The following is a 20,389-nucleotide window of genomic DNA, read 5'->3' as shown; positions in this document are numbered from 1 at the left end:
GGGCCGTGTACTCCCGACGGACCGCCAGGCCGTGCTCAAGCGCTTCGCGCTCGAACCTGAGCCTGGGGCCCGCGGTGTCGTCCCAGCTCTCCCGACGGCCGCCGCTACCAGGCCTGCGGCGGCGCACCATCGGACCGGGTCGGCTTGTGCGCCTCGGACGGCGCGCTGACGATCGACGGGGCCGCCGCCAACGGCGTCCCCTTGCCCAGACGCCGCAGATAGTCCGTGCGCTCGCGGCTGCGGATCGACGCGACCTCCGGACCGAACAACTCGGCGTAGTGCGCCCGGGCGCCGCCGGCGGTCAGAGCCGCGGCAGCCGCCCGGGCCGAGCTGGCCTTCTGCTCCAGCCGCAGCGACGCCAACGACGCGGGGATGCCCGCGGGCAACTCGATCGGCGCCACGACGGGCGAGGGATCCGGGGTCGGCGCGTCGAGGATCAGCCGCGAGGCGCCCTCGAGGAACCGCGCGAAGGCCTCGGGCAGCTCGAGGTCCGCGTCGTCGACGAGTTCCAGCGCCAGCGCGCACAGATTCCAGGAACACGCGACCGGGTGCTCGTCGTGCTTGACCGTGCGCTTGCTCAGGCGGACGACGTGCGCGCGCAGGACGCGCAACGGCTTGTCTGTGCCGCCGTTCATCGCCTGCAGGTGGCCGGCCGGATCGGCAAGGTCCCAGCCGCCCGGGGCCTTGCGGTTGGGGATCCACAGGCCACGGGCGCCTTCGGGGCGGGCGAGGCCCAGGACGACGTCGACGTAGGGGTCCACCGGGCCGGCGGAGTCCAGATCGACGGTGTCGTGGAACTCGAACTTGATCGCGCGCTTGCCCGAGACGTCCACCGTCGCCTTGGGATAGTGGCGATCGCGCAGACGGACCAGGACGAAGTAGCCGATCTCCTCCATCAGCGGTCCGGGGCCCAGGCCCAGGCCGGGTGCATCGGGGCCGAACTGGCGCATGTCCGCGAGGCGGCGGTTCATCTTCAGGCCGCCGTCGGCGTCCTCCAGCGGCGAGTTCGCGGTGCCGTAGGCGACCGATCCCGACGACCACCTGCCGCGCACGGAAGGGTGCTCGCGGGCGATCTCGAGCACGAGGTCGCGCCGTCGGCGCGCCTCCTTCATTACGTCCATCGGGACGCTGATCTCTTCGAGGATGGACTGCAGCGGCGCGGAGGCCGGCAGTCGGGACCCGCTCGTGCGGGTCGTGGGCGTTGCCATGTTGGGTCCTTCTCTCGGGAATCACAGTGCTGCGAGCATCACCAAGCAGCATCCCCAGGTGTAGCAAGGCCCTCGGACGGGTCGGGAACGACGACGGCCCGCCACCCGGGTGATGAATCCGGGACAAGGCGGGCCGTCTGAAACTGTGATTCCGAGCGCATTTCTACCCGATCGGGACCTCGGAGCGCGCCGCGCCTGCGGACGCGGCGACAGCCACCGTCAGCAGATCGAGAGGTGCACGGCGATCTGGCGCCCGTTCGCGGCGGCGCGAGGCCGAGCGCGAACTTGTCGCGCCAGGCGACGGCCTGACCGTCTGAGAACGACCCTCTCCGGGACGCCGATCGGCGCCAACCTCCGCACCGCAGATTCTGCCGACCCGATCGGAGGCGCGCCGGGTGCGGTCGGCGGCCCGTCAGACGCTTCGGGCCCGCTCGCCGCCGTCCGCCGTCTCCGCCGATCCGAGCGCCGTGCGTGCCTTCTGAATCTCCGCCTCCGCATCGATCCGCGGTGCGTCATCGAACTCCGCGAACAGATGTCCGTAGACCTTGAGCGTGAGGTCCGGCCCGTGTCCCAGTTGCGCGGCGACGTAGTGGATCGTGCGCCCCTCGGCCAGGAGCAGCGACGCGAACGAGTGGCGCAGGTCGTAGGGCCGGCCGCAGTCGACGTCGCCGTTCTCGACCGCCCGGTGGAAGGCGCCAGCGATCCGCGACGGCTTCCGGGGGTTCGTCTTCTTGCGGGCGCCGGACTCCGGCCGGGACCAGTCCTTGTACGCCTCGGTCGTCCACGGGCCACCATCGGCGGCCGGGAAGACGAGCGCCGACTTGGCCGGCCGGCCGGAGAGGAGACGCCACTCGCGTAGGTCCTGGGCGAGCGGCTGGAGCAGCTTGACCGACCGCCGGCGGCCCGTCTTCGACGCGTTGACCGTGAGGGTCCGTTCGCCGACCTGCGACCACTTGAGCGCGAGCGCCTCGCCCGGGCGGAGCCCCGCGTAGGCGAGCACCGACACCAGCGTCGCGTCGCGCGGCCCCATCTCGCGTCGGATCGCCTCCACACCGCTGGGCGCGACCGGCCGGACCTCCTCCTTGGGTGGTGCCTTCGGGGCACGGACGAGGCCCATCGGGTTCGCGGCGATGACCTCGGCCTCGGCGGCGTGGCGGAGGATCGACGACAGGACCGCCCGGGCGTGCATCAAGGCGCCGCGGCCGACTCCCGCTTGGAGTCGGTCCGCCTGCCACTCGCGCAGGGCCGACACGCGCAACTCGCGGAGCGGCCGCTCGCCGAGGTACGGCGAGAGGTGCTTGCCGTAGATGGCGGCGTAGGTTTCGCGCGTCCGCGGCGCGAGGGTCGCGGCGTGCTCGACCGCCCACTTCGTGGCGGTCCACTCGTCGAGCGTCGGCCCCTTCGAGGTGAGCTGCTGGACCGCCAGGAGTCCGAGCTGCTGCCGTCGGAGGATCTCGTGCTCGAACGCCTCGGCGTCGCGCTTGCGCACGAACGTCCGCGACCGGAGCTTGGTGTTCTCGCGCCATCGCACGAGGTACCGGGTGCCACTGGCGAGCTGCCGCTTCTCGACGCTCATCGCGCGCACCGACCCTCGACGGGGCCGTCGCTACTCTGCCTGCTGTCCATCGGAAGCCTTTCCGTTGGGCCGGGCCCCGGGCGACTGCCATCGCGCCGGGGCTGCTTGTTTCTGCTGTACAGGCTACCGGCCACGGATCGCGTCGACGACGTGTTGCGTGTTTCGCGACGGACGTCCGTGAGGACCTGCCGTGGCCGGCACGGATCGGCGTGTTCCGGGCTGCCAGCTCGACGTCACCCGCTCCAGATCGAAGCGCCACGAGCGGCCGAGCTTCTGCGCCCCCGCGATGCTGCCCTCGCGCGCCAGCCGCGTCAGCGTGCCCTCGTGGACGCCCAGTTGCCGGGACGCCTCGCGGGTGGACAGCAGCCGCCGGCGGGGTTCTTCGTCGCGCGGCAGGAACGGGCGGAGCCGTTCGGCGAGCTCCCGGAGGGCGTCGTCCTCGAGCTCGTCGAGGAGCGCGGCGGCGAGGCTCGAGCTCACCGCGACACGCCTCGGGCCTGCACGGGCTCGAGGTCGTGTCGATCCCGCGGGCGACGAGCATGCGCCGGACGTTCGGGATCGGTGCGGACCATGTGCTGGTTCTAGTCCGCACCGCCCGCTCGGCCTATGGGCACTCGCGCCCAGTGGGCGGAAGTGACCACCTGCCGGGGCCCTACCGGGGGCGAGTGCCCAGTGGGCACTCGGCGCCGGGACTGGGCACTCGGCCTCGTCAGACGGCGCCGACCAGCGTCAGCGGTAACCGCCCTCGACGTCCTGCGAGAGCTGAGAAAGCTCGTTCAGTCGCCGCTCGCGTTCATCGACGGCATTCCCCTTCGCCCGACCTCGCGTCATGGCGCGGACGGCTGCAAGGAAGACGTGCGACAACCGACCGAGCGTCACGTTCTCACCGGCCCAACGACGACGTCAGCCGAACGCCGGCGCCCGCACGCCGGCACGAGCGAGGTGCGCCGCGAACGGATCGTCCGACTCGGCACCCATGAAATAGCTCGAGTGCGTGCGCCGGATCGTCTGCTCGGAATCGGCTCCGAGGAGCACGACCTCGACCTGCGGATCGGCCCGGAGCTCCTTCTCAGCGGCGGCGTAGGCGATGAGCGCTGCGTCGTAGTCCTCACCGAACGCCTCGACGTCAGCCGACTGACGACCGATGTCGTAGCGCACGAGGAAGTGGCGGATCACGTCGGACACAGTGATCACACGTTACGCCTGCGCAGAGCGGGAAGCGAATCGGCGGCGCGCTGCAGTTCCTGGACCAGATCCTGCGGGATCCGTCCCCCCTTCTCCTCCACCGCGAGCAGGTCGGAGAGCAGCCGGTGGTACTCGACGACCTCGCCGTCAGCGCGGCCGAACTTGATCTCTTGGCCGTAGTCGCGCCCGATGTGTTCGACGCGGTTGGCCCACATGTCCTGCAACGTCGTGCGGACCTGGATCTCGATCCGGCGGTCGCGGTACAGCCGAACGAGGTGCAGCGCCCGGTAGCCGTCGTCCTTCGGGCGGCGGATGTAGTCCCGCAGCCGCACGATCTCCCAACCGTCCTGCCCCTTCAGACGATCGGCGAGGTCGTCGACCGCGGCTACGGTCGGAAGGACAATTCGACAACCACCGATGTCCTCCATGCGAGCGAGATCGCCTGGGTGCCGTTGGAGCTTGTCGATGATCGTCGCCAGCTTCTTGGTGCGCTGGGTCGGATGGCAGCCCGGGTAGTCGCGGACGTAGTAGTAAAGGTTCGCGTTCGTCGCCTGCAGCGGGCGAGCGTGCGACGCCCTCCACGCATCGACAACACGAACCGCGGCCTCGTAGTCGGCCGGATCGACCGTGGTCAGTCCGGTCTCTCGGCCCTCCTGGTCGGCGCGGACGAGGAGGGCACCTGCACGGTTCACCAACCCCTTCGTCAGTGCGTCGTCCCCCATCCGCCAAGCGTATCCGCGAGCACCCGACAGGCAGTCGTTCGAAGGCGCCCTACCGACCAATCCCGGGGCTGATATCCGGACCGGGTTCGCGTTCGAGCGCGTCCCGCGTCTGGTGGACACCCGCCTGCACCGACCGCCAGCGCCGCGCCTCCACCTCGTCGCCCGACGACGGCCGACTCAGGCCCTCGACCGGGGCGTCGGGCCGGAACCGCAGCTCGTGACGGGCGACCGTCCACGCCGCGCCGTCCCATTCGTCGCGCAGGTTCGGGTCCGTGGGGCGCGGGCCGAGGAGCTCCGTCGCCCATGCGGGCTCGTCCCGGACCTCGAGGGACGCGAGATGGTCGAGCAGTCGCTCGCTCTCCTTCCGGACCGGCCCCCACCGCTCCTGGAGCGCCGTGGCTTCGTCCTGGACCGCGCCCGGGTCGCCGCCGACGGCGTCACGCATGACCTCGACGCGGGCGGTCAACGTCTGCACCCGGTCGTCGGCGGAGGCCAGATCCGCGGTCAGCCGCCCGCGGAGGTCGGCATGGTCATCGCGGATCCCGAGCAGACGCCGGCGAGGCTCGGGGAGCGCGTCGAGCCGCTCGGCGATCTCGTCGCGGCGGGCGTGGGCGCGATCCAGGCGGTGCGCTTCGTCCTCGAAGGCCCGCAGACCATCGAGCGGCAGGGTCGCTCGCCGACGGTCGATCTGAGATCGCTCCTCGAGGAGGTCGATCAGACGACGTCGGTCCGGAGTGATCGGCTGATCGTGCGCGTCCGCGCCGCGCTCCTGCGGCGGCCCGGAGTCCTGCGTCGCCCGTGGGGAGACGGTGGCCGCGTCCCGCCCGCCGTCGCGGAGCCGGTCGATCGCCAGGTCTTCGTCGTCGCGGATCGTCATCCGGTGCGCGACCTGGTCGAGGACCTCGGCCCTCGTCGGGCGGGGCGGACGGTAGTGCGGCGCGAACTCGTCGCGGTCCGGGTCGTCCGTGTCGTGGGCCGCGACGACGTGGAGCTCGGTCGTGCTCCGTGCCCGCGAGAGGGCGGTGTAGCTCCAGCCACGGGTGAAGTCCCACGGCTCTCCGACGACCGCCGCCCACTCGACGGTGCCGCCCTGCATGCCGTGACCGGTCAGGGCGTAGGCGGGCTCCACGTGCTCGGCGACGTAGCGCGCCGGCAGGCCCCGCTCGGTGCCCGAGTCCGTGCGGATGGTGACGCCGTCCTCGTGCGTGGCCAGGACGGTTCCGCGGGTGCCGTTGTCGACGTCGACCAGGGCGTCGTTGCGGCGGCAGATGATGCGGTCGCCGATGGCCACCGTCGCGGGGCCGTAGTCGTGGTCCTCCCCCAGTCCGCCGAGGCCCCGGCGCACCTGGCGGGCCCGGTCGTTCAGGAGCTGCCGGGTCTCGTTGTCGCGCGCGATCAGCACCACCTCCCGGAGTCCGTGGTCCTCGACGGCCGAGGACCACGACTCGACCACCCGATCCAGGGCCGGGCCGGCCTGGTCGTGCACGACGACGCGACCGGCACGTTCGGCCCACGCGAGGTAGGGGCGGCTGTGGCCCTCGTGCAGCTGCCCGAGGGCGCGCCGCTCGTCGGGGTCTCGCTGGCGACGGACCTCTTCGAGGAAGTGACGGCCGACGCGCTCGCCGACCGCCCGCATCCAACCTCCGGCCTGGACCGAGGGCAGCTGACCGGGATCACCGATGGCGATCACCTTCGTCCCGGTGGACGAGGCCCACTGCATCAGGCGCTCGGTGTGTCGGGTCGAGGCCATCGCGGCCTCGTCGAGGAGGACGATGTCGGCGAGCTTCGCGCGAGGGTTCCGCTCGACCTCCGCGAGCAACCGATGAAGCGTGCGGGATCCGACGATGCCGGCCTCGTCCGCGAGTTCGCGGACGGCGCGGCCGGTGGGCGCGACGCCGATGACCCGTCGGCCCGACGATTCGTAGGCGTGGCACAGCACCCCGGCGGTGTACGTCTTGCCGGTGCCGGCCAGGGCCTCGATCACGTCGACGCCGTTGCCGGACCTGATGACGCCCCGCACGGCTGCCTCCTGCTCCGGGCCCAGCGTGCGGTCCGCCGTGGCGAGTGCCCGTTCGACGCGCGACTCCGAGAGCCGGCCGACGCCCTCCCCCGCCCGCCCCGTTGCTGCCGCGACCAGCCGCTTCTCGCTGGCCACGAGGTCCGCCGTCGTGAACAGCCGATCCTGCTCGCCGGGGAGGTCGAGCTCGCCGGAGAGGACGACGTCGTGCACGTCATCCCGCCCCAGGAAAGTCTGGGCCTGCTCGCGGATGTCGCCGACCCGCGCTCCCTGCCGGTGCGCTTCTGCGAACTCCCGGACGGCGTCGCGGGCTAGGAAGGTGTTGCTCATCGCCGTCAGACCCTGCGGGCCTGCGAGCCTGTCACTGACCTCGGCGACGTCGGGCGCGGGACCGCCGACCTCCTCACCCCGGCCGCGACGCAGCCGGCCCTCGTCAATCAGAGCCTCGATCGCCAGGCGATCGAGGCCGTGCTCGGCGGCCCGCGCGACCACCTCCTCGCGCCAGGTCACCGTGTCGATGTCGTACGTCTTCCGCTCGCGGGTCGCGAGCGCCGCGGACTCGGCACGGCCCTTCGTGTTCAGCGCGAACCCGTCTCCCTCTGCCTGCTCGAGCATCTCCATCCGTCGACGCGAGAAGTGGTCCCGCACGCCCTTCGCGACGCCGACCAACTCGGCCGAGCCCTTGGCCACAGGACCCCACTCCAGCCCGAGCCGGTCGCGCACTTCGGCGCGCAGATGCGCCTGGTACAGCGTGCCGGCGGTCTTCGCGTGCCGGTAGATGTGGCGCGCGTCGAGTGCGGTCCACCGACCGTCGGGACCTTGGCTCGCGTTCGCCGCGACGACATGGGTGTGCAGCTGCGGGTCCAGGGCTCGCGAGAGGCGGTGCCGGTAGGCGGCCGCCAGGAGACCCTCGCCCGACTGGACGACCGCACCGCCCTTCCCGCGGCGGACCTTGACCGCCGCGTCCTCCACGTACGTCAACGCGGCGCGCACCGCAGCGTCATGAGCCTTCACGAGCTCCGCCGACGTCCCCTCGTCTGCGACGGCGTAGAGCACCGACACGGACTTGGGCGCGGAGAACGTGAGGTCGTACCCGGCCACTTTGATCTCGCTCCGGCTCGCCCGGAGGGGCCGTTGGAGGTCGACGTCGGACGGGTCGATCCCGGCGGCCAGCGCGCCCAGCTGGTCGGCCGACACACGGCCCTCCAGGCCGAGCCGTTCGGCACCGCGGCCGATCCACTCTCCGGGGGCCTCGCCCTTGCCGGAGTAGTAGTCGTCGCGGCCGTGCGCCACCTGGCGCTCGTAGTAGCGCTCCTGTCCCTGCGCGAGCTTTCCGACGGACAACACCGGTGCGTTCACCGTACGCCCGCCGCACCCCGGGTGCAACTGTGTGACCGACGAGCGCAGCGAGGATGGGCAGGCCTCTTACGGGCGAGGCACTGCCCTGCTCCGGTCGGGGTCATCCGTTCGCGCCAACGCGAACTCGCGCGCTGCTGGGCCCTCACCTGCCGGCCCACGCGCGGTCTCGTGGTCCGCCGACGACTACGGCGTGTTCTGCATCACCGCGAGGAACACCGCGATGATTCCGGCTCCGCCTGCGCAGCCGATCACCAGCCCCAAGAGCCCAGATCGGCCGGCCTGCCGCCGGCCGGACTCAGGGAGTTGTCGTCCAGAGGCCCGGAGCCGCTCTTCCATGTGCTCGATGACTGGGTAGCGCTCTGGGATGGACCGGTGTGTCGGCATCGGACCACCCCACCACCCGAAGCGGCCGTCCACCCAACGAGACGGACGAAGAACCGACGAACTAGCCGTTCGAGACCGTCGGCGTCGACGCACGATGTTTGGCGCGCGGCATTGTCGCCATGCTTCCGGCGGGTCTCATACCGATGCGACGCGCTCGGTCCGTCCCAGAAGGGATCCTTGACTGGGACGGGCGTACCGGGACGGTTCCGGCTACTGAAGCCGGCGTTCGAGATCGGCGATGCGCTGCTTGAGGTCGTCGATCTCGCGGTCGAGCGTCGGGTTGCTGTAAAGGCCGAAGCGGGAGATTCCGTACCGCGAGGTGTCGGCGGCCTGGTCGGGTTGGGCGTGAGTTCGGTCGCCTCCGCGAAGGAAGCGGCCCCACTCGGCGCGCAGCCGGTCAGCGAGGTGGTGTTCGCCTACGGTAGCCATGGCCGAGTATCGCGCCGCTCGGCGGCCAGCGGGACCTTCCGCAGGCCGGGGACTACTCGTTGTCGCGGAGCTCGCGGGCGAACTGCTCGCTCTGCTTGAGGATGCGGCGCATCTTCGCGGTGCGTTCGTCGACCTGGTCGGCGAACGTCGCGATCGTCTCGCGCGCCGCTTCGGTGGCTTCCGGGGGGCCGTCGGGGTCTTCGAGTGCTTCGCGGGCGTCGAACATGGCGCGCATCTCGTCGAGTGAGAAGCCCAGGGGCTTCATCTTCTTCACCAGGAACAGGCGGTCGATCTGTCGCTCGGTGTAGAGCCGGAACCCGCCTTCGGTCCGCGCCTCGGGGACGACCAGGCCCTGCTCCTCGTAGTAGCGGACCGTCCGCAGCGAGAGGCCGACACGTTCGGCGACCTCTCCGATCTGGTGCGTCTGGTCCGAGGTGGCCACAGGAAGAAGTCTAGGGCGGAGAACGACGTCGGCCGGGGGGCCCGGCGGCGAGTCTGTGCTGTCGAACACGGGCCGCCCGGTGAACCCTTCCCTTACGTTACTGTTTGCCGCAGCTTGCATGGAGAGCGCTGCGCCAAGCGCCGCGATCTTCCTGCCGCCCGGCGCCGCCCACGGCCGCGCCGCACCCCGCCGAGCGCCCCCGCGGCCTCCGGCCCATCGATCGTTCCCGCGCACCAGCGCCTACCAGCAGCGAGGTCCTGCATGTCCACCACCTCTTCGCCGCCACGACGGCGACTCCCGTCCTTCACCCTCCCCAGCGGCCGCGTCCTGCGGATCGAGCTGCTCGCCGGCGCCGTCGTCGCCCTCGCGCTGATCCCCGAGGCGATCTCGTTCTCGATCATCGCCGGCGTCGACCCCAAGGTCGGCCTCTACGCCTCCTTCACGATGGCCGTGGCGATCTCGATCGTCGGCGGACGACCCGCGATGATCTCCGCCGCCACCGGCGCCATGGCCCTCGTCGTCGTGCCGCTCGTCGACGACCACGGCGTCGAGTACCTGTTCGCCGCGGCGATCCTCGCCGGCGCGATCCAGATCACCCTCGGTGCCTTGGGGATCGCGAAGCTCATGCGCTTCGTCCCGCAGGCCGTGATGACCGGGTTCGTCAACGCGCTGGCGATCCTGATCTTCCTCTCCCAGGTCGACCACCTCACCGGCGACGGCGCACTCGGCTGGGTGTTCGTCGCCGCGGGCCTGGCGGTCATCCTCATCCTCCCCCGCTTCGTCCCCGCGATCCCGTCGCCGCTGGTCGCGATCGCGCTGCTGACCACGATCGTCGTGGCCGGCGGGATTGACATCACCAACGTCGGCGACGAGGGCGAGCTGCCCTCCACGATCCCGCTGCTCGGCATCCCGTCCGTGCCGTTCTCGCTCGAGACGCTCACGATCATCCTGCCGTTCTCCGCGACCCTGGCCGCCGTCGGGCTGCTCGAGTCGCTGATGACCGCCCGGCTGGTCGACGACATCACCGACACCCCCTCCGACAAGGGCCGCGAGTCCCGCGGTCAGGGGATCGCGAACGTCATCACCGGGTTCTTCGGCGGGATGCCGGGCTGCGCGATGATCGGCCAGACGATGATCAACGTCCGCGTCTCCGGCGCCCGGACACGCCTGTCGACGTTCTCCGCCGGCGTCTTCCTGCTGATCCTCTGCGTCGGCCTCGGCGGGATCGTCTCGAAGATCCCGATGACCGCCCTGGTCGCGGTCATGATCTTCGTCGCCTACGCCACGTTTGACTGGCACAGCATCAAGCCGGCCACCTTGAAGAAGATGCCGCTCGGCGAGACCGTCGTGATGGTCCTCACCGTCATCCCCACGGTCGCCACCGACAACCTCGCCATCGGCGTCGGCGTCGGCGTCCTCGCCTCCATGGCCATCTTTGCTCGCCGCGTCGCGCACCTGCTGAACGTCGAGCGGACCGTCTCGCCCGATGGCACCTCGGTCATCTACAGCGTGCGGGGCGAGCTGTTCTTCGCCTCCAACGACGAGCTCGTCAGCGCGTTCCACCACCCCGACGACCCGGAGCACATCCTCATCGACATGAGCCAGGCGCACGTCTGGGACGCCTCCGCCGTCTCCGCGCTGGACGCGCTCACGGTGAAGTACGAGTCGCAGGGCAAGACCGTCGAGATCACCGGTCTGAACGAGGCCTCCGGCGAGATCCACGACGCACTCTCCGGCCAGCTCGTCGCCTCGCATTAACCCCAGCTTGTTCCCCACAGCATTCGCGCCCGGCTCGGGCCGGGCGCGATCTGCCTCCTTGAGGTCCCGTGGGCCGTCAGTGCCCGCTGGAATCGTCATCTGGCGACCTTCGGGGTCCGGCGTCAGTGGAGCACCCGGAAGCGCCTGTCGCCTCAACGTCGTCAACGAGACGGTCCAGGGCCTCCAGGGTGCTCCGCAGAGCACTGTCCAGGCCGACGAGGGCCTCCCCAACACCGTCTGCACCCTCTGCGGCAGTCGGGTGGTCGGAGGCGACCTTGTCTCCCGGTGCTGTCGGTCTTACCTCGATCGGCCTGTGACGGGGTCGCTTTCAGGCGCGGGCGCGTCGGCCCGCGACGGCCTGATAGGCGACGAGCACGATGACCACGCCAATGACGGCGCTGAGAAGACCGCCGAGGTCGAAGGCGTCGTTGTCGCCGATGCCGAGGCCTCGGGTGAAGATGAAGTAGCCGACCAGGGCACCGATCAGGCCGATGGCAATGGTTCCGAGGATGCCGCCGGGCTGCTTGCCGGGGACCAGGAGCTTGCCGAGTGCGCCGGCGATGAGGCCGAGGATGATTGCGCCGATCATGGGTGCTTCTTTCGTTTGAGGACAACCAGCTCGTACCCGGACACTTGCGTCAGCAACGAGCACAGGTCGGCTGAAGCAGCGGAGTCGCCGTCCCGGGCTTGCCACCATGGGGTGATGCGGCGCGGACGAGAGAATCGCGAACGGTTTCGTGGGCGGGCACGCGTTGGATGGCGGTGGGCGGGTCTGGTGGTGCTTGTCGTCGCGGTCCTGTTCTCGCTGCTGACGTCGGTGCAGCTGGTCCGCCCGGCCGCGGGCTTCGCGGTCCTCATCGCCGCGACCGCGGCGGCCGTCGACGTCCACCGGGCCACCCGGACCCGCAAGCACTAGCCCCCACGAGCTGAGTACGGCGCCCGGGAGCGGACGTCGATCGGGGCCACGGCGGCCGGCTTGCGGGGTCCTCACTCGACGTCGGGTGTCGACCGTGCCGTGGGCGGCGGGCCGGGGACCTGGGGGCGCGTGGCGCGCAGGAGCAGGAAGGCGCCGAGCGCGCCGCTGAGGAGTGAGCCGGCGAAGACGCCGATCTTGGCCAGCTGCGCGAGCTCGGGGCCGTCGAAGGCGAGGTCGGAGATGAACAGCGAGACGGTGAACCCGATCCCGGCCAGCGCCCCGATGCCGACGAGGTGCGCCACCCCGATCACCGGATCCAGCCGGCCGAGCCCGACGCGCTGCACCAGCAATGCGGTGAGGGCGATCCCAACCGGTTTACCGATCACGAGTCCAACGAGCACGCCGAGCGCGACGCCGCTGGATGCGGCGTCGCCGACCACCCCACCGGTGAGGACCACCCCGGCGTTCGCGAGCGCAAAGAGCGGCACGATCAGCAGTGCGGTAACCGGCTCGATGCGGTCCTTCAGGGCGTGCAGGACGTCGCGGCCGCGGAACGATCCTGCGGGGGTGATGAGGCCGAGCGCGACGCCGGCGATGGTGGCGTGCACACCGGACTCCAGCATGCAGACCCAGACCACGAAGCCGATCAGCACGTAGACGGGGACCGAGGTGACCATGGCGCGCTGCAGCAGCTTGATCGCGAGGAGTCCGAGGATCGCGGCAAACAGCCAGCCGGGCACGATCGTGTCGGTGTAGAAGATCGCGATGACCAGGACGGCGAGGATGTCGTCGACAACCGCGAGGGTCAGCAGGAACGTCTTGATCGCCGGAACGATCCGCGAGCCCAACAGGGCGAGGACCGCGATGGCGAACGCGACGTCGGTGGCCATCGGGATCCCCCAGCCCTCCGACCCGGCGCCGCCGACGGTGAACGCGACGTAGATCAGTGCCGGCAGCACCGCGCCACCGACGGCCGCGGCGATCGGGACCGCGGCCGCACGCGGGTCGCGCAGCGAGCCGGCGACGAACTCGTGTTTGACCTCCAGGCCGAGGACGAGGAAGAACAGGGCCATCAGCCCGTCGTTGATCCAGTGCCGCAGGTCCTCCGTGATCGACAGGTCCCCAATACCGATGGTCAGCTTGGTCGTCCAGACGCCCTCGTAGCCCTCGCCCGACAGGACGTTGGCCCAGAACAACGCGACGAGCACCGCCAGGAGCAGCAGGACGCCACCGGTGATCGGCGACCGCAAGGCCGGCGGGAGACGCGGGCGCCCGGCGGTCAGCCCGGGCGGCGTTACGGGCACTTCGGCACGCGGTCGCTGCGCAGGCCGCAGATCCACATGGGTCGGCCGGCCGGGTGGGCGCGGGAGACGAAGCGCCACGAGGGCTGACCCTCCGGCGGGGTCCATCCGGCAGGCGGACCGTCTTGCGACGTCCCGTCGTCGTGGGGCAGCCCGGCGCGCCGGGCCGTGGCCCAGTGCTGCGCCAGGGTGAAGACCTCGATATGGCGCTTGGACACCCGAACGTCGGTGGCCGGCACGTCGGCGGCGGCCGCGAACCGGTCGGCAGCCTCGCGGGCGTCGATGGTCCGAGCATCCTGAACCGCGGCGGTCGCCGGCCCATAGGGGTCATAGGCCTCCCACCGCGGGACCGTGAGGTCGCGCGGGCTGCTCATCGGGACCCTCGCGCCACGGCGGGACGCTGTCGGGTGCTCCGGGGGATCCGCAGAACGCGGATAGGTGCGGGAGCGGTGGACATTGGCCACGGCCTCCAAAGGGGTCGACAGTGAGACTCGCCGACCAGTCTTCCCGGCACACCAACGACCCTCCCGGGGCCGCGTCAGAGCAGCATAGCTCGCACCATCCGCGTTCGAGCCGAAGCCATCCTCACAGCATTAAGCGAGGGATTCCCGGGGTCGGGGCGGGCGGGAATCCCGATAGCCGATCGTCTACCGGGACGTCGTCTGAGCCGTTATGCGGTGCCCTTCACGGTTCGGCTCGAGACTGATGGGCGGACCCGCGACCGCGCCGGGTCACCTGGCAGCAGCAGGGAGAGGAGGCCGGCGGCGAGGACCATGATTGCCGAGCCCCAGAGGCACGCCTGCAGGCCCTGCCACTGGTAGAGGGCGCCGGACAGGACGGTGCCTGAGAGGCGGCCGAACGCGTTGGCCATGTAGTAGAAGCCGACGTTCATCGCGACCTTCGACCCCTCCGCGTAGGCGAGGATCAGGTACGAGTGCACCGCGCTGTTCATCGCGAATACGACGCCGAAGACGATGAGGCCGGCGACGATCACGACGTCGGGGTCGATGCTCGTGCTCATGGCGATCGCGATCGCGGCGGGGAAGGCGGCGAGGACGAACGCGAGCTTCGCCGCAGTCCGGCCATCGGGGTCCTTCACGAACCTGGGTGCCGTCGCCTGGACGATGCCGTAGCCGATGGTCCAGACGGCCATGAAGATCCCGACCTGCCAGAACGACCAGCCCATCACGGTGCGGAGGTAGACGGGGAGGCCGACGACGAACCAGACGTCGCGGGAGGCGAAGAGGAAGATCCTGGCGCCGGCCAGCAGGTTCACCGACCGGTTGTTGGAGAACATCTGCCGGAACTTCGCCGACGCGTCCGGGGTCCCGAGGTCGCCGCGCATGAAGATCAGGGTCCCCGCGAGGCCGGCCGCGACGAGGCCGGCGATGCACCCCAGCGCGGCCTGGAAGCCGATGACGGTGAGAAGCAGGCCGCCGATGAAGAACCCGACGCCCTTGAGCGCGTTCTTGGAGCCGGTGAGGATCGCCACCCACTTGTAGAGGGCCCCGGGGGTGTCCTGCGGGACGACGAGCTTGACCGCCGACTTCGAGGACATCTTCGTCAGGTCCTTCGCGATCCCCGACAGCGCCTGGGCGACCATCACGTACGCGACGACGAGCCACGATTCAGGTACGAGCGCAAGCATCGCCAGGGCCGCGAGCTGGAAGGTCAGACCGCCCAGCAGCGTGGATTTGAGGCCCCAGCGGGCGGCGATGTAGCCGCCGACGAGGTTGGTGATGATCCCGAAGACCTCGTAGAAGAGGAACAGCGAGGCGACCTGCAGCGGGCTGTAGCCGAGCTCGTAGAAGTAGAAGAGGACCAGGACGCGAATCGCGCCGTCGGCGATCGTGTCCGCCCAGTACGCGCCGGTGACGACGACGTAGTTGCGCAGGTCCCCGCCACGCTGCTCGGCGGCCGCCGCCGCGTCCGGGCCGTTCACGCCCGTGGCTCCAGGGAGGCGGCGACCTGGCCGGCGAGCTCGACCCAGCGGTTGACGTAGCCCCACTCGTTGTCGTACCAGGCCAGGATCTTCACCTGCGTCTTGTCGGTGACCATCGTCGAGGGCGCGTCGACGATCCCCGACCGCGGGTCGTCCTTGAAGTCCACGGACACCAGCGGCCGCGTCTCGTAGCCGAGGATGCCCTCGAGCGGGCCCTCCGCGGCGGTGCGAAGCAGCTCGTTGACCTCCTCGACGGTGGTCTCGCGCGCGACCTCGAACACCGCGTCGGTGAGCGACGCGTTCAAGAGCGGCACCCGGATCGCGACGCCGTCGAGGCGGCCCTGCAGCTCGGGGAAGATCAGGCCGATCGCCGTCGCCGACCCGGTAGTGGTCGGGATCAAGGAGAGGCCGGCGGCGCGGGCGCGGCGAAGGTCCTTGTGCGGCGCGTCGACCAACGTCTGCGTGTTGGTCAGGTCGTGCAGCGTCGTGATCGACCCGCGCAGGATGCCGAGGCCTTCGTGGATCACCTTGACGACCGGGGCGAGGCAGTTCGTGGTGCACGACGCCGCCGTCAGGACGTCGTGGGTGTCGGGGTCGTAGAGGTGGTCGTTGACGCCGACGACGACGTTCAGCGCTCCGCCGTCCTTGACGGGCGCGGCGACGATGATTTTCTGGACCCCGCGCCCGAAGTAGGGGTCGAGCTTCGCCTGGGTCTTGAACTTGCCGGTGCCCTCGAGCACGAGGTCGACGCCGAGCTCGTCCCACGGCACGTCGCCCGGGGTGGCATGCGCGCTGTAGCTCAGCGTCGTGCCGTCGATCGTCACGGTGTCGCCGTCGGCGGCGATGTCGCGGTGCCAGCGGCCGTGGACGGAGTCGAACTCGAGGAGGTGCGCGGCGGTGGCGGCGTCGCCGGCGATCTCGTTGATGTGGACGAACTCGAGGTCTGGCCGGTCCAGGCCGGCGCGGAGCGCCAGGCGCCCCATGCGCCCGAAGCCGTTGATGCCGACCCGGATGCTCATGCGCAGTTCCCGGCGGTCAGGCACTCGGTGACGTCGCGGTGCGCGATCGTCATGACGTGGCCGCGGACGGTCGCGTCGTCGTAGCCCGCGAGGACCTGGTCCGAGCACGCCCGGATCTGGTGCTCGGAGAACCGGTCACCGAGGTCCTTTCGGACGGCGGGCAGGAGCCGCTCGAGGCGCAGCTGGTGGGCGGTGCGGTCCGTGCGGATCTCGTTCAGGTGCTGGTCCAGGAGGTCCTTGACGTGCCCTTCGATCTGGTCGCGGATCTCGCGGACCCGTTCGATCGGGAGCGTGGAAGGGTCCTTCACGTCCCACTCCTGCACCATCGCGGGGACGAACGGGCAGGCGTCGCCGCAGCCCATCGTCACGGCCCAGTCGGCGTGCAGCTGCATCTCGGTGGTCAGCTTCGTCGGCTTCCCAGCCGAGAGATCGATGCCGACCTCGGCCATCGCCTGGACGACGACGGGCCAGACGGCCTTGGCGGGCTGGGTGCCGGCGGACTCCGCGCGGACGTCGTCGGGGGCGAGGCGGTCGAAGAACGCCTGGGCGATCTGGGACCTGCCGGCGTTGTGGTTGCAGACGAAGAGCACGTGGCGCATGAAGGGGTCCTCGGTTGGGTCAGACGGGCGGGGGTCGGCTCGTGGTGTGGGCGGGTCGCCGCGGCGTGCAGCGGTCTCCTCGGCGGGGTACCAGCGCCGGCGGATCCAGAGCGCGACGTAGACCAGGCCCACGAGCACCGGCACCTCGATCAACGGACCGACGACCCCGGCCAAGGCCTGGCCGGAGGTGGCGCCGAAGACGCCGACGGCCACGGCGATCGCGAGCTCGAAGTTGTTGCCCGCCGCGGTGAAGGCGAGAGAGGCGGTGCGGGCGTAGGTCGCGCCGATGAGCCGGCCGGCGGCGAGGCCGGCGGAGAACATCACGGCGAAGTAGACGAGCAGCGGCAGCGCGATCCGGACGACGTCCAGCGGCTCGGAGGTGATCGCGTCGCCCTGGATCGCGAAGAGCATCACGATCGTGAACAGCAGCCCGTAGAGCGCGAACGGCCCGATCCTCGGCAGGAAGCGCGTCTCGTACGCCTCCTCCCCCATGCGGCGCACGCCGATATGGCGCGTGAGCGCGCCGGCGACCAGCGGGATGCCGAGGAAGATCAGGACGGTCCGGGCGACCTCCCAGATGCCGATCGAGAACCCCTGGCTGTCGAGGCCGAGGAGGTCCGGGAGGGCGGTGAGGTAGAACCAGCCCAGGACGCTGTAGGCGACGATCTGGAAGACGGAGTTGATCGCCACCAGGAGCGCGGTGGACTCGCGGTCCGCGCAGGAGAGGTCGCTCCAGATGAGGACCATCGCGATGCACCTTGCGAGGCCGACGATGATCAGGCCGGTCCGGAACTCGGGCTGGTCGGCGAGGAAGATCCACGCCAGCGCGAACATCAGCGCCGGCCCGACGATCCAGTTGAGGACCAGTGAGGCGCCGAGCAGCTTGGCGGTCTCGGGCGAGCGGTCGCGGGCGACGTCGCCGTAGCGGACCTTCGCCAGCACCGGGTACATCATCAAGAGCAGCCCGACGGCGATCGGCAGCGAGACGGTGCCGATGCGGAGCTCGTCGAGGCCGTCGTTGATCGACGGGATCGCCGCCCCCAGGCCCAGGCCGACGGCCATCGCCAGCAGGATCCAGACGGGCAGGAAGCGGTCCAGCGTCGATAGGCGCTGCAGGACCGGCTGGTCCGCCGACGCGGTCGGTTCGGTGACGGTGGCCATGCCGCGCACGGTATCCAGTGACAGATGTCGATGCAATCGACAAACGTGACTTCTTTGTGTAGCTTGCTGTTTCGATGAACGTCGATCTGCAGCTCGAGCCGAAGACCAAGCGTGCCGCCGGCGCCCCGTGCTGCGAGCCCGTCGTCTACCCCGACGTCGACCGCGAGCAGGCCGTCCGCCTGGCCGACGTCGCCAAGGCGCTGGGCGACCCGATCCGCCTGCAGCTCGTCGACGTGCTGCGCAAGCACGCCGGCAAGGTCTGCGTCTGCGAGCTCGTCCCGCTCTTCGACGTCTCCCAGTCCACGCTGAGCCACCACCTCAAGAAGCTCCGCGACGCCGGCATCGTCGACTCCGAGCGCCAAGGCCTCTGGGCCTACTACTACGTCCTGCCCGGCGCCATCGACGAGCTCGCCGGCTGGCTCAGCTGAGCCTTCCCCCGCACCGAGGACCCTCCATGAGCACGACCGACCGCAGCACCCTCACCAAGGAGCAGCTCCGCGAGGAGGTCCGTGCGAAGTACGCACAGGCCGCCACGCAGGGCTCGAGCTGCTGCAGCCCCGCCGTCTCCACCACAGACGAGCACGGCACCGAGGTCTTCGGCGCCGCCCTCTATGACGAGGAGACGGCCGGCGAGGGTGGCGCAGCGATTGCCGGGTCCCTCGGCTGCGGCATCCCGACCGCCGTCGCCGCTCTGCAGGACGGAGACGTCGTGCTGGACCTCGGCTCCGGCACCGGCGGCGACGTTCTGATCTCCGCCCGCCGCGTCGCGCCGACGGGTCGCGCGATCGGGATCGACATGACCGACGAGATGCTCGACCAGGCCCGCCAGAACGCCGCAGAGGCCGGCCTCGAGAACGTGGAGTTCCGCAAGGGCTACCTCGAGGACCTCCCGCTCGAGGACGCCTCTGTCGACGTCGTGATCTCCAACTGCGTCATCAACCTCGCCGGCGACAAGAACAAGGTCCTCGCCGAGGCCGCCCGCGTGCTGAAGCCCGGCGGCCGGTTCGCGGTCTCCGACGTCGTTGCCGACCCCGACATGGACGACGCGACCAAGCGCGACATGCAGCAGTTCACCGGCTGCATCGCCGGCGCCCTCACCCGCCGCGAGTTCGAGGACGCCCTCGCCGCCGCGGGCCTGGTCGACGTCGAGATCCAGGAGACCCACCGGGTGCACGCGAAGGCGGGCTCCGCGATCGTTCGCGCCTCCAAGCCCGTCTGATGCTCCGCGCAGATCAGCTGCGCGGCGCATACATGATCAGGCCGACCCCGGCGAGACAGACCGCGGCGCCGACGAGGTCCCAGCGGTCCGGGCGGTAGCCGTCGGCGGCCATCCCCCACGCCAGCGACCCGGCGACGAAGACCCCACCGTACGCGGCGAGGATCCTGCCGAACTCCGCGTCGGGCTGCAGCGTCGCGACGAACCCGTAGATCCCGAGCGCGACGACGCCGGCCCCGACCCAGATCAGGCCGCGGTGCTCGCGTATGCCCTGCCAGACCAGCCACGCGCCGCCGATCTCGAAGAGCGCCGCGAGGACGAAGAGGGCGATCGACTTGGCGGCCACGCGCTCATCGTAGGTCGCATCACCACGGTGCTCTATGACCACCGCACGTTCCGGGCAAGCGGCCATCCCGCAACGGATCGCCTGTTGGGGCACCATGGCTGCGAGTCGCCCCCGGAAGGTGCGAGCGTCCGCTTCGGATGCTCCGCCGCCCGGCAGCAGGGGCGGGCCGGTTCGCCCTGGCCGCAGGCGCGTCGCCGCCCCCGAGGCGCGAGACCGCCAGAAGTCCGGCGACCGCGCGCCGGAATGACGCTCAGAGTGCCGCTGCCCCTGCTTCTGCGACCTGTTGATCCTGATCGACGAGGCCGCCGCTCACGCCAATCGCCCCGATGATCTCGGTTCCCTGCGTCAGCGGGATACCGCCGGGGAACGCGATGATGTGGCCTGGGTCGCTGGTCTCGATGCCGTAGAGCGGCTGGCCCGGCTGGACCATCGGCTGCAGGTCGGCAGTCGGCATGTCGAACGCCCGCGCGGTGTAGGCCTTGGCCTGGCTGATCGCGATCGAACCGATCCATGCACCGTCCTGACGGTGAAACGCGGTCAGGTTCCCGCCGGCGTCGACGACGGCGATGTTCATCGGCACGCCGATCTTCTCGGCCTCGGCGCTTGCAGCCTCGATCAGTCGGTGGGCGCTCTTCAGGGTGATCCCGCTCATGGGTGCTCCGATCGTTTGAACGTCTTGTGGTTTCCCGGGCCGAGGCAGCTCATGCGCCGGATTCGTGCTGGGCCGCCCGCCCGTGACTCGCGGTCCGCTGATGCGTCCCGGGGCGATGCAGGTGCTCTCGAGGGGGTGGTCGGGCGGATGGCCCTGC

The 20,389-nt window shown here is 70.6% G+C and carries 20 protein-coding genes; 4 read left to right on the top strand and 16 right to left on the bottom strand.

Going from position 1 to position 20,389, the window contains the following annotated elements; all coding sequences use genetic code 11:
* Nucleotides 1-104 precede the first annotated feature (104 nt).
* The 8 genes from AB0L40_RS09400 to AB0L40_RS09365 all read right to left on the bottom strand — a co-directional run bounded on the left by AB0L40_RS09400 (nucleotide 105) and on the right by AB0L40_RS09365 (nucleotide 9,322).
* Complete coding sequence (locus AB0L40_RS09400) at nucleotides 105-1,208, bottom strand: hypothetical protein (RefSeq protein WP_364352617.1); 1,104 nt, start codon at nucleotides 1,206-1,208, stop codon at nucleotides 105-107.
* A gap of 412 nt (nucleotides 1,209-1,620) precedes the next feature.
* Entirely contained in the window at nucleotides 1,621-2,784 is a 1,164-nt protein-coding gene (locus tag AB0L40_RS09395) for a tyrosine-type recombinase/integrase (RefSeq protein WP_364352614.1), read from the bottom strand.
* Nucleotides 2,785-2,907: 123 nt separating this feature from the next.
* The gene (locus AB0L40_RS09390) at nucleotides 2,908-3,264 is read right to left on the bottom strand and encodes a helix-turn-helix domain-containing protein (protein WP_364352611.1); all 357 of its coding nucleotides are present in this window, start codon (nucleotides 3,262-3,264) and stop codon (nucleotides 2,908-2,910) included.
* Between the two features lie 423 nt (nucleotides 3,265-3,687).
* Nucleotides 3,688-3,969 (bottom strand): hypothetical protein, encoded by a 282-nt coding sequence (locus AB0L40_RS09385; protein ID WP_364352608.1) that lies wholly within the window; start codon nucleotides 3,967-3,969, stop codon nucleotides 3,688-3,690.
* Nucleotides 3,970-3,974: 5 nt separating this feature from the next.
* Entirely contained in the window at nucleotides 3,975-4,691 is a 717-nt protein-coding gene (locus AB0L40_RS09380; RefSeq protein ID WP_364352605.1) for a hypothetical protein, read from the bottom strand.
* Between the two features lie 49 nt (nucleotides 4,692-4,740).
* A complete protein-coding gene (mobF, locus tag AB0L40_RS09375) occupies nucleotides 4,741-8,055 on the bottom strand; it encodes a MobF family relaxase (RefSeq protein ID WP_364352602.1) in 3,315 nt (1,104 codons plus the stop codon).
* A gap of 606 nt (nucleotides 8,056-8,661) precedes the next feature.
* The gene (locus tag AB0L40_RS09370; RefSeq protein ID WP_364352599.1) at nucleotides 8,662-8,880 is read right to left on the bottom strand and encodes a hypothetical protein; all 219 of its coding nucleotides are present in this window, start codon (nucleotides 8,878-8,880) and stop codon (nucleotides 8,662-8,664) included.
* 52 nt (nucleotides 8,881-8,932) lie between these two features.
* Complete coding sequence (locus tag AB0L40_RS09365) at nucleotides 8,933-9,322, bottom strand: MerR family transcriptional regulator (RefSeq protein ID WP_364352596.1); 390 nt, start codon at nucleotides 9,320-9,322, stop codon at nucleotides 8,933-8,935.
* 261 nt (nucleotides 9,323-9,583) lie between these two features.
* On the opposite strand from AB0L40_RS09365, the gene AB0L40_RS09360 reads away from it, so the two are divergent.
* Nucleotides 9,584-11,080 carry a SulP family inorganic anion transporter gene (locus AB0L40_RS09360; protein WP_364352593.1) on the top strand — a complete coding sequence of 499 codons (1,497 nt, stop codon included), beginning with the start codon at nucleotides 9,584-9,586 and terminating at the stop codon, nucleotides 11,078-11,080.
* A 328-nt stretch (nucleotides 11,081-11,408) separates the two neighbouring features.
* Here the strand turns inward: AB0L40_RS09360 and AB0L40_RS09355 are convergent, their stop codons facing one another.
* Nucleotides 11,409-11,669 carry a GlsB/YeaQ/YmgE family stress response membrane protein gene (locus tag AB0L40_RS09355; protein ID WP_364352590.1) on the bottom strand — a complete coding sequence of 87 codons (261 nt, stop codon included), beginning with the start codon at nucleotides 11,667-11,669 and terminating at the stop codon, nucleotides 11,409-11,411.
* Between the two features lie 189 nt (nucleotides 11,670-11,858).
* Here AB0L40_RS09355 and AB0L40_RS09350 point away from each other — a divergent pair, with 189 nt between their 5' ends.
* Nucleotides 11,859-11,996 carry a hypothetical protein gene (locus AB0L40_RS09350; RefSeq protein WP_364352587.1) on the top strand — a complete coding sequence of 46 codons (138 nt, stop codon included), beginning with the start codon at nucleotides 11,859-11,861 and terminating at the stop codon, nucleotides 11,994-11,996.
* Between the two features lie 71 nt (nucleotides 11,997-12,067).
* On the opposite strand, the gene nhaA is transcribed toward AB0L40_RS09350, so the two are convergent.
* The 5 genes from nhaA to arsB all read right to left on the bottom strand — a co-directional run bounded on the left by nhaA (nucleotide 12,068) and on the right by arsB (nucleotide 18,018).
* The gene (gene nhaA / locus AB0L40_RS09345; RefSeq protein ID WP_364352584.1) at nucleotides 12,068-13,246 is read right to left on the bottom strand and encodes a Na+/H+ antiporter NhaA; all 1,179 of its coding nucleotides are present in this window, start codon (nucleotides 13,244-13,246) and stop codon (nucleotides 12,068-12,070) included.
* 44 nt (nucleotides 13,247-13,290) lie between these two features.
* Nucleotides 13,291-13,671, bottom strand: a complete 381-nt coding sequence (locus tag AB0L40_RS09340) for a hypothetical protein (RefSeq protein ID WP_364352581.1) — start codon at nucleotides 13,669-13,671, stop codon at nucleotides 13,291-13,293.
* 296 nt (nucleotides 13,672-13,967) lie between these two features.
* Complete coding sequence (gene arsJ / locus AB0L40_RS09335) at nucleotides 13,968-15,239, bottom strand: organoarsenical effux MFS transporter ArsJ (RefSeq protein WP_364352578.1); 1,272 nt, start codon at nucleotides 15,237-15,239, stop codon at nucleotides 13,968-13,970.
* Nucleotides 15,236-16,258: an ArsJ-associated glyceraldehyde-3-phosphate dehydrogenase gene (locus AB0L40_RS09330; RefSeq protein WP_364352575.1), complete on the bottom strand. Its 1,023-nt coding sequence runs from the start codon at nucleotides 16,256-16,258 to the stop codon at nucleotides 15,236-15,238. Before AB0L40_RS09330 ends, arsJ begins: the two co-directional genes overlap by 4 nt.
* On the bottom strand, nucleotides 16,255-18,018 hold the full coding sequence (gene arsB / locus AB0L40_RS09325) for an ACR3 family arsenite efflux transporter (protein WP_364352572.1): 1,764 nt from the start codon (nucleotides 18,016-18,018) through the stop codon (nucleotides 16,255-16,257). Before arsB ends, AB0L40_RS09330 begins: the two co-directional genes overlap by 4 nt.
* Before the next feature lie 74 nt (nucleotides 18,019-18,092).
* On the opposite strand from arsB, the gene AB0L40_RS09320 reads away from it, so the two are divergent.
* Both AB0L40_RS09320 and arsM read left to right on the top strand, forming a co-directional pair.
* Nucleotides 18,093-18,446: a metalloregulator ArsR/SmtB family transcription factor gene (locus tag AB0L40_RS09320; RefSeq protein ID WP_364352569.1), complete on the top strand. Its 354-nt coding sequence runs from the start codon at nucleotides 18,093-18,095 to the stop codon at nucleotides 18,444-18,446.
* Between the two features lie 26 nt (nucleotides 18,447-18,472).
* A complete protein-coding gene (gene arsM / locus AB0L40_RS09315; RefSeq protein WP_364352566.1) occupies nucleotides 18,473-19,237 on the top strand; it encodes an arsenite methyltransferase in 765 nt (254 codons plus the stop codon).
* Between the two features lie 13 nt (nucleotides 19,238-19,250).
* Here the strand turns inward: arsM and AB0L40_RS09310 are convergent, their stop codons facing one another.
* Both AB0L40_RS09310 and AB0L40_RS09305 read right to left on the bottom strand, forming a co-directional pair.
* Nucleotides 19,251-19,580: a YnfA family protein gene (locus AB0L40_RS09310; RefSeq protein WP_364352563.1), complete on the bottom strand. Its 330-nt coding sequence runs from the start codon at nucleotides 19,578-19,580 to the stop codon at nucleotides 19,251-19,253.
* 250 nt (nucleotides 19,581-19,830) lie between these two features.
* A complete protein-coding gene (locus AB0L40_RS09305) occupies nucleotides 19,831-20,232 on the bottom strand; it encodes a heme-binding protein (protein ID WP_364352560.1) in 402 nt (133 codons plus the stop codon).
* Nucleotides 20,233-20,389: the final 157 nt, after the last annotated feature.

Origin of the sequence: Patulibacter sp. NPDC049589, from assembly GCF_040675535.1 — a bacterium.
In the GTDB taxonomy this organism is placed as follows: domain Bacteria; phylum Actinomycetota; class Thermoleophilia; order Solirubrobacterales; family Solirubrobacteraceae; genus Patulibacter.
Note: the sequence above shows the minus strand (reverse complement) of the source record. Positions and strands in the feature narration are given on the sequence as shown.